We start from the raw sequence: 11,209 nt of genomic DNA, 5'->3' as shown, positions 1-11,209 counted from the left end.
CTAACCCCTAGTAAAAAAACGAGTATATATTAGGGGTCTTTGGTATGCATGATAATGGATACATGTTTATTATGATATTCAATCCATCAAAAACCTAAAAATACAGGTTGACTAATCGTAAGAAAAGCACTCGTGATGATCACGAGTGCCTTTTAACTATGCACGAGAAACGTATTTACCTTCACCTGTGTTGATGATAAGCATTTCACCTTCGTTAATGAAGATTGGTACTTGTACAACAAGACCTGTTTCTAATGTAGCTGGTTTCGTTACGTTAGAAGCTGTATCACCTTTAATACCTGGTTCTGTTTCAACAACTTTTAACTCTACAGTATTTGGAAGTTCAACTCCAAGTACTTCACCTTGGTATGTCATAATAGCTACTTCCATGTTTTCTTTTAAGAATTTTAGTTCATACTCGATTTGAGCTTCGCTAAGTTCGATTTGCTCATAAGTTCCATTATCCATAAATACGTGAGCCTCACCACTCGCGTATAAGTATTGCATACGACGGTTTTCGATATGTGCTTTCTCTACTTTTTCACCAGCACGGAATGTTTTTTCTTGAATCGCACCTGTGCGAAGGTTACGTAGTTTAGAACGAACGAACGCAGCACCTTTACCTGGCTTTACGTGTTGGAAATCGATAACTTGCCAAAGGCCGTTGTCCACCGCAATTGTTAAACCTGTACGAAAATCGTTTACTGAAATCATGCAAAAAATCCTCCTGTGTATTACAAAATAATAAGTTCTTTTGGAGACTTCGTGATTACTTCGTTACCATCACTTGTTACAATAATATCGTCCTCAATACGTACACCGCCAACACCTGGAATGTAAATACCTGGCTCTACTGTCACAGCCATACCAGGCTCAAGTACCGTTTCAGAGCGGAACGCTAAACCAGGTGCTTCATGAATCTCAAGACCCACTCCATGACCAGTAGAATGTCCGAAGTATTCACCGTATCCTTTTTCAGTTATGTAGTCACGTGTTAATGCATCAGCTTCACGACCAGTTAAACCAGCTTTAATGCCATTTACACCACGAAGCTGTGCTTCTAAAACGACATTGTAAATTTCTTTTAATTGATCAGATGGTTCGCCGACTGCAATCGTACGTGTAATATCAGAGCAATATCCTTTATAATAAGCACCGAAGTCTAGTGTTACGAAATCTCCCTTTTCTATCACTTTTTCAGATGCCACACCATGCGGCAATGCTGAACGAAGTCCTGAAGCAACGATAATATCAAACGAAGAAGATGTTGCTCCTTGTTTTCTCATGAAAAATTCAAGTTCATTTGACACTTCAATTTCAGATACGCCTGGGCGAATGAATGATAGAATATGTTCAAAGGCAGCATCTGCAATCTGTGCAGCTTCCTTTAATATCTTAATCTCTGAATCAGTCTTAATCAAGCGTAACTTTTCTACAAGCCCAGAAGTTGGAACAAATTCTGCTTCCACTACTTCTTTATGTGCTGTATAAGAGCTGTATGTAAGCGTATCTTGCTCAAAGCCAAGCTTTTGAATCCCCAGGTTTTTCACTTGTTTCGCAACTTCATCAAGAATTGGTCCTGTATGTTGTACAATTTCATAACTGACAGCTTGCTTACTAGCTTGCTCTACATAGCGGAAATCTGTAATGAATAGGGCACGGTCATTAGAAATAAGTACAACACCAGCTGTTCCTGTAAAGTTCGTCATATATCTACGGCTATATTCATTCGTTAATAAAATACCATCAATACCAGCTTCACCAAATGCACTTCTTAACTTCATGATCTTTTCCATCAGTTTATGCCTCCCTCAGTTTCTCCAATAATGCAAATAACGCTAACTTATAACCATAAAAACCAAATCCAACAATTTGTCCCGCTGCGACCGCTGCCGTTACAGATTCATGCCGAAACGATTCACGCTGATGAATGTTAGAAATATGTACTTCAATAACTGGAATCGAGATACTCGCAATTGCATCTCGAATCGCATAGCTATAATGCGTAAATGCCCCAGGATTTAGAATGATCCCTTCATATATGTCATCAGCCTCATGAATTATGTCAATAAGAGCACCTTCATGATTCGATTGAAAACATTCTAACTCCACTCCCAATTTCTCTGCTTCTTGCTTCATCTCTGTTTCAAGTGTCGCTAACGTTCCTTTCCCATATACATTCACCTCTCGAACACCAAGGCGATTTAGATTCGGACCGTTAACGAGGAGTAATTTCTTCATCTTGCAAAACTCCTTAATATAAAAATGTCTATACAACATTTTAACACAGGAGTCACTTGTTTGAATAGTTTGTCTACTCTACCCCTTCTCCGCGATTCACATTGTTCGCTTCAAACGAAACAGAGTATGTGATAAATACACCATATAAAATAAAAATACATATCGTTGTGACAATTGTTTCTTTCGGTAAATGAAGTGCGTTTTTAATAACAGGCGCAATAGAACCAAGTCCAAAAAATAAAATACTCCACCAAAAAAGACCATACAATATTCCAGGCAGTATCCCTTCAAATCTTTTGAAAAGAGCCTTATAGAGAAATGCCACTAAAATAGAAAGAAGCCCCATACAAACAATACCTAATACATTCCCCCAAACTCCTGCTTTCCACGCTCCAAGCGCAAATGGTAAAAGTAAATAGTTTGGTCCAGCTTCTGTAAATGAAAAAACATGCAGAAAATACCATATACTCCCCCAAAAAACACCACCAAATAAACCAATTTGTACAAATTTCTTTGTTATTGATTGTTCTTGCTTCACATCAACACCTCCGCTTATTAGTATGTCCGAAACTATTTTGAAGCATGTTTAAATTATGCGAAATTTGTCTATAAAAAGAATAAGAAATGTCTAGCTTCCGTAACAATTTTCCTTGTCAGCAGCTTGTGTTTGTCGATAAAATAAAGGAAACTCGGTGATTGTCAAATCTCACAATGACAGAACCAAGTGTGACAATTGCCTCTTTTCTACATAAGAGAGAAACAAATACAGGTTGGTGTTAACATGGCAGAGGAGACAAAACAAATATACGGTGGGCAAGCGGTCATAGAAGGAGTTATGTTTGGCGGTAGAGAATATACTGTTACAGCGGTTCGTCGTAAGGATAAATCAATCGAATTTTATCGATTACCACGCGTACGCAATAAGGTATTATCTGCGCTGAAGAAGATTCCATTTTTACGTGGCATCGCAGCTATCATTGATGCAAGCGCTAATGGAGCAAAGCATTTAAACTTTGCTTCGGAACGATTTGACGTTCACCCTGCGGACGATGAACAGCTTGCAAACAAAAAAGAAGAACAATCAAAATTGACGATGATATTAGGAGTAGCCGCAGTCGGAGTCTTATCGTTCCTATTCGGCAAAGTTATTTTCACAGCAGTTCCCGCACTTTTAGCGGAATTGACAAGGCCCATTTTCCCATCTCACACTGGGCAAATTGTTGTCGAAAGCATCATCAAGCTCATCCTTTTACTGAGCTATATATATATTGTGTCATTAACTCCGCTCATTAAGCGTGTATTTCAATATCACGGTGCGGAACATAAAGTCATCAACGCTTACGAAAACAACCTTCCGCTGACAGTAGAGAATGTCCAAAAACAAACTCGTCTCCATTATCGCTGCGGTAGTAGTTTTATTATATTTACAGTCATTATTGGAATGTTTGTCTATTTTCTTGTTCCAACTGATCCCCTTTGGGCCAGAGTGGTGAATCGAATTTTATTAATTCCAGTTGTTCTAGGTATTTCTTTTGAAGTCTTGCAATTTACAAATCGATTACGAGATGTTCCGGTCTTGCGCGTATTAGGATATCCAGGATTATGGCTTCAATTATTAACAACGAAAGAACCAGAAGATGATCAAGTTGAAGTTGCCATTGCATCTTTTGAAGAATTATTACGTTTAGAAGGAAAATAACAATAATTTTTTAAAAATGGTACTCAACTCCTTCCCTTGTCGCTAATATACTAATTTTAATATATGTTATTTAGGAGGTGTTCCTTATGAACGGTCGTTCGTTTACGTTCGCTTTAGTCATGCTTATTATTGGGTTAGCAATATTCGGTCTCGTATCATCTGCAATTACAGATCCATACGGAATGATCAAAAACATTGTCATCATGTTACTTGTTGTTGGTGTCTTTTATTTGTTATATAAAATGTTTACAAGCTCCAGCAGTTCCGCCAATTCGCAAAACTCTTATAAGCGTGCTGCGAAACAATCGAACCGAAAATACGGAAAACAAAACGTAGCACCCCTAAGCAATTCTTTATTAAAACGAAATGCTTCTGATGACAAAGTTAAGAAAGGCAATTCATCAGTGTTAAAAAGAAAGCGAAAACAATCTCATTTAACCGTGATTGAAGGTAAAAAAAATAAAAAGAAAGACCGCGCTTCCTTTTAGGAAATGCGGTCTTTTTTCATTTATGCTCTCTCACATATTGAAGTACTTCTGTTAAACTCTTTTCCTTCATACTTCCTAAGCGAAGATGATGATTTTCAAACTGCAAAGCTTTTGTAACCTCATTAGGAACCACGACACATTTTAATCCTGCCGCAATCGCTGCTTTTAATCCATTTACTGAATCCTCAAACACAACAGCTTCTGAAGCATCAACTTTCAATTCTTCAATAGCTGCCTGATACAGCGCTGGATCTGGTTTTACTTTCTCAACATCTTCTTTTGTTTTAATCACTTCAAAATACTCCCGAATCCCTAAAGCTTCCAAAAACCCAACAACCCATTTTTTTGAAGAACTAGAAGCTAAACCAATTCTTACTCCAAGACTTTTTGCTTCTTCTAAGTATTCTTTCACACCTTCACGAGCTACTGGTATTTTCATTTTCTCTTGATGTAAAGCCGAAACTTTTTCTTCTAGCAATGTTTTATTAAATTTCTCTTTCAATTGTTGTTCAATATATGTATAAAGCACTTCATCTGTTGTTCCAATACATTTTGCAAACTCTTCTAGAGGTAATTCACCACCATATTCGCGAATCACTTCCTGAAAAGATTGAAACCAAATTGTCTCTGTATCTACAATTAATCCATCAAAGTCAAAAATAATTGCTTTCATTCTTATCCCACCTTTTACAAAACGATTTTTTCACATTTCTATACATTCAATTTAAAGAAAGTAATTTCCTTTTCTAAACAAAAAAGGAAACGCCTCTCGTTCCCTTTACTTTCCCCGCTCTTCATTTGCTTTTTGAACACTGCGAAGTGTTTCAATTCGAAGTTCATCTTGCTCAAAATACTGTACTAAATCACCAACGCGGTCAATAGCTTCCCAACTTAAATGATGTTCAATTCCTTCTACATCATTATAAATCTTACTTTCATCCACACCGATGATACGCAGAAATTGTTCTAGTAACTCATGACGATATACAAGACGCTCCCCGATTTTTTTCCCTTTTGATGTTAATACAAGCCCTCTATATTTTTCATAAATGAGATACTCATCTTTATCTAACTTTTGTACCATTTTCGTTACAGAGGATGGATGTACACTAAGCGCTTCAGCAATATCAGATACGCGGGCATATCCCTTTTCATCAATCAACAAATAAATTTGTTCAATATAATCTTCCATACTAGGGGTAGGCATCGGTTTCCTCCATCCAATTTCATTTTGTGTTTTCCGCACTAAGCAATCAATAAAATGATACACCAGAAAGGATATCGTGACAAGGGTGGAAACAAGCCTAAAAATACGAAATAAAAAAGAATCTGCAAAGTACTACAGATTCTTCTATGTGAAATATTGAATTTCAGCATCCGGAAAATACTCGTGAATATATCCTCGTATTATTTTCTCTAACCTTACTGCATCATCTTTCTGATATACATACTTTCCGATGCCATATCGTCCCCATTTATATTTTCGTTTCTCCTCGTCCATTTCGAGTTTTGTATTGGGATAACGTTGTTGTATTACCTTTTTCGCTGGCTTAGTAAAGCGATGTTGAATTAATTCGAATGATAAATTCGGCAAAGTTAAATCTTTTAACGCATCAAAAAGTCGTTCAAATAATTCACGATACCCGTCTTCCCAACCTTCATGCATATAAATTGGAGCAACAATAAAACCAAGTGGATAATTTGCCCCCGCTACTTTACGAGCCGCTTCAATTCGATCCTCAAATGGTGAGGTACCCGGTTCAAAATTTTTTATGACATATCGAGAATTGATGCTGAAACGAAAACGCGTTTTCCCATTATGCTTTGCATCTAACAAATGATCAACATGAGAATATTTTGTCACGAAACGCAAACGACCATATTCACTCTCCCCAATAAATTCAATCGTTTTCTTTAAAGCATGTGTTAAATAATCGATTCCTACAATATCCGACGTACACGCTGCTTCAAAACGCGTTATATCTGGCGCTCTTTCATCCATATATTGCTGCGCTCTCTCAAAAATTTCATCTAAATTCACATATACACGAACATATGGCTTGCTACCTAATGTTGTTTGCAGATAACAATAATGACAATGTCCCATACAGCCTGTGGCAAGTGGTATTGCATATTCAGCCGATGGTTTAGATGTATCAAACTTCAACGTCCGTCTTACACCAACAACAAGTGTCGTTTTCGCATTGCGATATTTTTGCAAATCATTCTCTCCAGGTAAATCACGAATTTGATTATGTGATGTTGTTTCTCGAATTTCCAGACCCATCTTTGTAAACTTCTCATACAACTCTTTTCCAAGTGGATACTCAAGTGCCCCTGGTTCAAAATAAACAAGCTTTGGCATAAATGGCTTCATACAACTTCCCTCCCTATTCCTAGTATGAGCAGACAATCGATAACAACGCTGTTTAAAGTTTTCCACTTCAGTAACTTGCATGGCAAGTTACTGAAGTGTTATAATTTTGATAACATCTACCTTGCACAACAAGTTACCTGAATTAAAGGTGGTGAAATCATGCATAGTCAAATGTTAAAAGGTGTGCTCGAAGGATGCATCTTATATATCATTTCTCAAGAAGAAGTGTACGGATATGAGCTAAGCACGAAATTGAACCAACATGGTTTTACATTCGTAAGCGAAGGTAGCATCTATCCCCTTTTGCTACGAATGCAAAAAGAAAAACTCATTGCTGGCACATTAAAAGCTTCTCAGCTTGGGCCAAAGCGAAAATATTATCATGTAACCGATAAAGGATTCGATCAGCTAGAAGAGTTTAAGAAGAGCTGGGGAATGGTTTCAACGACGGTAAATAATTTATTGCAGGGAGAGTGAAATCGATGAAAGCGAAAAATTTAATTGAGTTGAATAATAAAAAACGTAAATTATTGACTAAAGAAAATGAAGTTGCTTATGGAGATATGCTCGTATACATCCGCTTAGCAAATATCCCAGAACAGCAAGTAGAAGAACTACTATTAGAGATTTTAGATCACTTGCTTGATGCGCAAGAAGAACAGAAAAATGCTTATGATATTTTTGGAAATGACTTACAAGCTTACTGTGATGAAATTATCGCTGCTCTTCCAAAACAAAATAGGTGGCAGCGTATAGCAACACCAACATTTATGAGTAGTTACTTACTCGCTATATTTTTCGCTATAAATTCTCTCGTTGCTTTTATTTTACCCTTTTTCTCAAACAACGAACGGTTTCAATCTGTACATGTAAACCTTATCTTTATATTTGTAATCATTATTACAATACACCTTCTTATTGATTTTGTATTTGATTTTATCAAAGGTGATTTATTCAATAACCAAATGAGTAGTTGGAATCGTATAAAGAGATTCATTTTTCAACAGAGTCCATGGTTTATACTCATTGGTATTTCTTTATTCTTTATAGATCATCCGTTTTTAAATTATCAGCTTTCTCCTTGGATTGGGGCATTCCTTGCCATCATTTTGTATCTTTTTTATAAGTTTTTTTATAGACGTATAAATTTTTAACAGCCTCCAAAAAGGCTGTTTTTCTTCTGTCTAATTTTACAAATTGAAAAATTTCATAAAGAAAAAAAGAAAAATGCAAAATAATTAACGTAAATTGTTGACGTGATGCTTTTATTCTCGGTATCATATTTCTTCGTGAGCAATTATTTTTCGTTATACGATTTTTTTATTATTACTGAATTTTTGAGAGGGGAAATTTGATGTCACTTAAGAAGAAAACGCAAGTACGCACCGGAAAAATGGTACGTGAACTAATGTTAGCAGACGAAGATGTAAATGCTTCGCTAATTATGGTATATAGTGAAAACGGTGTAAATGCAGAAATTAAAATCGAGGGCTTAACGCCGAAATGTAACGAAGAATTATTTTTGAGCGGAAACGTAGATTGGAACAAAAGTGTGATTTATAAAATTGTCGATTTCACAGGTAACGCTGAAGTTGGTAAAGTTACATTAACAGCAATGAACAAAAACAATGTTTCCCTAGAAATTGAACGCGTTATGTGGAGTAAAGAAAATAAAGAAGCAGCTGAACAAGAAGTAACCCCTGTAGAAACTGCGCCAAAGAAGGAAGTAGTCGTAGAAGCACCAAAAGTAGTTACAGCTGCGCCTAAACCTGTTACACGTGTTGAAGAACCTGTTGTAACACCTAAACCTACTCCAACACCTGCACCGAAGCCAGTGCGTTCAGAAACAGTTGTAGCGGCGCCTACTCCAGCACCTGTAAAAAAAGACGTACCTACTCCAGTTGCAAAGAAAGAAACAACTGCAGCTATGCCTACAAAACCGAAACAAACAGCTGTGGTGGAAACAAATTCAAAATTACAAGAGAATTATGTGAAGCTTGTGAAAAAGACAATTGAAGTGTGTCAAGATTACGAACTTGGCATCGACATAGATGATTCTATTGAAAATTTAAAAGAAGAATTACAAAATCAAGGAATTAGCGTTACTTTTGATAAAGAGATTATGGATGTTGTAAATCGTCTTCGTTCTTTACAAGACAAAGGAATCAAAGTAGAAAAAGTACTGAATTTACTATAAAAAATAAGGAGAGGGCAAATGCCCTCTCCTTATTTTTTATAATTCCAATCATTGCTCTCATATTTTTGTTTTGCTAATGTTTGTACTTCCTGAAGCTGTTCTTCCGTTAGTTCATACGGAACTAGCTCCACATCTAAACCTTTTTCAAATCCAACTTGGAACGCTTCAATCAACTGTTCAATTGTAAACGTACGATCTGTTAATTCATTGATTGCGACGGCTTTTGAAGAAAACATACTCTTCATACGCTCTTTCACTCGCTCATTTTGGAATAGGAATAAATCATATAGCTCATCTAAGTCAATTTCTAATGGAATGGATCCATGTTGCAGAATAACACCTTTTTGACGCGTTTGAGCGCTCCCAGCAATTTTTCTACCTTCTACAACAATTTCATACCAAGATGGTGCATCAAAGCATACACCTGAACGTGGATTTTTTAAATTTTCACGATCGGCTTCTGTTTTTGGAACCGCATAGTACGCTTCTAATCCTAGTGCCTTAAAGCCTTCAAGTAGCCCCTGCGAAATAACGCGATACGCTTCTGTAACTGTTTTTGGCATATTAGGATGATCTTCAGAGACAATGACACTGTAGGTTAATTCCTTATCGTGTAATACGCCCCTACCACCTGTTTGACGGCGAACAAATCCATATTCCTTCTCTTTTACTACATCCATATTGATATCTTTTTCTACACGCTGAAAGTACCCCACTGTTAATGTTGGCACTTCCCATTCATAAAAACGAATTGTTGGTGGCATTTTCCTTTCACTTTGCCAATTTAACAAACATTCATCTAACGCCATATTAAATGCCGGTGAACATTGACCAGAGTTAATATAACACCATTTTTCTTTTCCCATCCTGCACCTCATATAACCAATTATTTTTCACAATCTCTAGTCTAACAAATTCGACAAAATTTGTGAAAGAATACGAAATTTCTTCTTCTCACCGAACGAACCTGTTGCATAAATACATATGGGCATTATAATATTGAAAGTAGGATAAGAAAAAAGGGAGCGATAGAATCGTGTCAACAAACTTAATTATTATACTAGCCGTAGTTCTAGCATTCATCGGCTACTCTGTATGGATGTTTTTCTATCAGAAGAGACTAATTAAAACACTTTCAGAAGAAGAATTTCGCGCTGGCTACCGTAAAGCACAGCTTATCGATATTCGTGAAGCAGATGAATTTAACGCTGGTCATATTTTAGGTGCTCGTAACATTCCGTTATCACAAATTCGTATGCGTTACAAAGAGCTACGTAAAGACCAACCTGTCTATTTGTACTGCCAAAGTGGATTCCGTACAGGACGTGCCGCTCAATATCTAAAAAAACAAGGTTACAAAGATTTCTACCAATTACAAGGTGGATTTAAATCTTGGACAGGCAAAATTAAAAAGAAATAATATTTTAAAGAACTAGCATGACTCATCAGCTAGTTCTTTTCTTCCATGTGGTTCGCAATATACAATAAGTTTTGTTTCACTTCTTCCTCATTTCCTAATTCTACATTGCGGTATAGCAATTGATACTCTAATCCTTTCTCTTTCCAAATGAGTGTCGCAAATTCTTCCCCCTGTTCCCCCTCATCCCTATTTTTAAAATAGGCAGCTGAACCATTATCCAATCTCATTTTTTCATGAAATCGATTTTGTTCCACAATATAAGGAAAACTGTAAGAAAAATTAGCCACTGTTAATTCTATATAATCTTTCCTTCCTTTTTCTTGTTGTTTGTACTTTGCCGTCAAGACCGTATTCTTCTTACCAATTATCCTTACTTCTCCCTTTACATTACTCATGGCATCATACGGCAAATACGTTGGAACTTTAAATCCTGGTGAAAAATATTTTTTTGCATCCTTTAACGAAACAGGGCTAGATACACGGTCTACAGCTCCATCCGCGTTTCCAACGAATTGTTTTTCTTCTTTCACTGTCTGTTGGAATGAACATGAGCTAAGCAACATACTAGAAAACACGAAACAAATGATTCTTTTTTTCAATTTGTTTCCGCCTTTCATACCGCTCCTTTTGCGAACAAAGCGTTAATATGTTATTCATATTCGCCTCACTTGTTTACTCTCCCTTTGAAAACTTTCCTCGTTTATCTCACACATTTTGACATACGATATCTTTTTAGACAAAAAAAGACTTTTCGTTACCCTTACGCCCAAAAAGGTCACGCGAATAA

Annotated in this window: 15 protein-coding genes; 6 read left to right on the top strand and 9 right to left on the bottom strand. The window is 36.5% G+C overall.

Going from position 1 to position 11,209, the window contains the following annotated elements:
* Positions 1-156: 156 nt before the first annotated feature.
* The 4 genes from efp to AC1M36_RS07085 form a co-directional block, all read right to left on the bottom strand.
* Positions 157-714, bottom strand: a complete 558-nt coding sequence (gene efp, locus AC1M36_RS07100; RefSeq protein WP_336450054.1) for an elongation factor P — start codon at positions 712-714, stop codon at positions 157-159.
* A 20-nt stretch (positions 715-734) separates the two neighbouring features.
* Positions 735-1,796 carry a Xaa-Pro dipeptidase gene (gene pepQ, locus AC1M36_RS07095; protein ID WP_336450055.1) on the bottom strand — a complete coding sequence of 354 codons (1,062 nt, stop codon included), beginning with the start codon at positions 1,794-1,796 and terminating at the stop codon, positions 735-737.
* Between the two features lie 4 nt (positions 1,797-1,800).
* Positions 1,801-2,241, bottom strand: coding sequence for a type II 3-dehydroquinate dehydratase (aroQ, locus tag AC1M36_RS07090; protein ID WP_336450056.1), 441 nt, complete (start codon positions 2,239-2,241; stop codon positions 1,801-1,803).
* A 73-nt stretch (positions 2,242-2,314) separates the two neighbouring features.
* Positions 2,315-2,779, bottom strand: a complete 465-nt coding sequence (locus AC1M36_RS07085; protein WP_336450057.1) for a YqhR family membrane protein — start codon at positions 2,777-2,779, stop codon at positions 2,315-2,317.
* 243 nt (positions 2,780-3,022) lie between these two features.
* On the opposite strand from AC1M36_RS07085, the gene AC1M36_RS07080 reads away from it, so the two are divergent.
* Positions 3,023-3,940, top strand: a complete 918-nt coding sequence (locus tag AC1M36_RS07080) for a DUF1385 domain-containing protein (RefSeq protein WP_336450058.1) — start codon at positions 3,023-3,025, stop codon at positions 3,938-3,940.
* A gap of 86 nt (positions 3,941-4,026) precedes the next feature.
* Complete coding sequence (locus tag AC1M36_RS07075) at positions 4,027-4,428, top strand: SA1362 family protein (RefSeq protein WP_336450059.1); 402 nt, start codon at positions 4,027-4,029, stop codon at positions 4,426-4,428.
* Positions 4,429-4,444: 16 nt separating this feature from the next.
* Here the strand turns inward: AC1M36_RS07075 and AC1M36_RS07070 are convergent, their stop codons facing one another.
* The 3 genes from AC1M36_RS07070 to splB all read right to left on the bottom strand — a co-directional run bounded on the left by AC1M36_RS07070 (position 4,445) and on the right by splB (position 6,805).
* Complete coding sequence (locus AC1M36_RS07070) at positions 4,445-5,101, bottom strand: HAD family hydrolase (protein WP_336450061.1); 657 nt, start codon at positions 5,099-5,101, stop codon at positions 4,445-4,447.
* 105 nt (positions 5,102-5,206) lie between these two features.
* Complete coding sequence (gene mntR, locus AC1M36_RS07065; RefSeq protein WP_336450062.1) at positions 5,207-5,635, bottom strand: transcriptional regulator MntR; 429 nt, start codon at positions 5,633-5,635, stop codon at positions 5,207-5,209.
* 144 nt (positions 5,636-5,779) lie between these two features.
* Entirely contained in the window at positions 5,780-6,805 is a 1,026-nt protein-coding gene (gene splB / locus AC1M36_RS07060; RefSeq protein WP_336450063.1) for a spore photoproduct lyase, read from the bottom strand.
* A gap of 159 nt (positions 6,806-6,964) precedes the next feature.
* Here splB and AC1M36_RS07055 point away from each other — a divergent pair, with 159 nt between their 5' ends.
* The 3 genes from AC1M36_RS07055 (at position 6,965) to AC1M36_RS07045 (ending at position 9,002) form a co-directional block, all read left to right on the top strand.
* Positions 6,965-7,282, top strand: a complete 318-nt coding sequence (locus AC1M36_RS07055; protein ID WP_336450064.1) for a PadR family transcriptional regulator — start codon at positions 6,965-6,967, stop codon at positions 7,280-7,282.
* Between the two features lie 5 nt (positions 7,283-7,287).
* Positions 7,288-7,959 carry a DUF1129 family protein gene (locus AC1M36_RS07050; RefSeq protein WP_336450065.1) on the top strand — a complete coding sequence of 224 codons (672 nt, stop codon included), beginning with the start codon at positions 7,288-7,290 and terminating at the stop codon, positions 7,957-7,959.
* Positions 7,960-8,159: 200 nt separating this feature from the next.
* Positions 8,160-9,002: a hypothetical protein gene (locus AC1M36_RS07045; RefSeq protein ID WP_336450066.1), complete on the top strand. Its 843-nt coding sequence runs from the start codon at positions 8,160-8,162 to the stop codon at positions 9,000-9,002.
* A 29-nt stretch (positions 9,003-9,031) separates the two neighbouring features.
* On the opposite strand, the gene AC1M36_RS07040 is transcribed toward AC1M36_RS07045, so the two are convergent.
* Positions 9,032-9,868 (bottom strand): lipoate--protein ligase family protein, encoded by an 837-nt coding sequence (locus tag AC1M36_RS07040; protein ID WP_336450067.1) that lies wholly within the window; start codon positions 9,866-9,868, stop codon positions 9,032-9,034.
* A 170-nt stretch (positions 9,869-10,038) separates the two neighbouring features.
* On the opposite strand from AC1M36_RS07040, the gene AC1M36_RS07035 reads away from it, so the two are divergent.
* Positions 10,039-10,422, top strand: coding sequence for a rhodanese-like domain-containing protein (locus tag AC1M36_RS07035; RefSeq protein ID WP_017150860.1), 384 nt, complete (start codon positions 10,039-10,041; stop codon positions 10,420-10,422).
* A 29-nt stretch (positions 10,423-10,451) separates the two neighbouring features.
* Here the strand turns inward: AC1M36_RS07035 and AC1M36_RS07030 are convergent, their stop codons facing one another.
* On the bottom strand, positions 10,452-11,039 hold the full coding sequence (locus AC1M36_RS07030) for a DNA polymerase III subunit delta (protein ID WP_336450068.1): 588 nt from the start codon (positions 11,037-11,039) through the stop codon (positions 10,452-10,454).
* Positions 11,040-11,209 lie beyond the last annotated feature (170 nt).

The sequence above is a fragment of the Bacillus sp. Medicinal_06 genome, from assembly GCF_056711665.1.
Note: the sequence above shows the minus strand (reverse complement) of the source record. Positions and strands in the feature narration are given on the sequence as shown.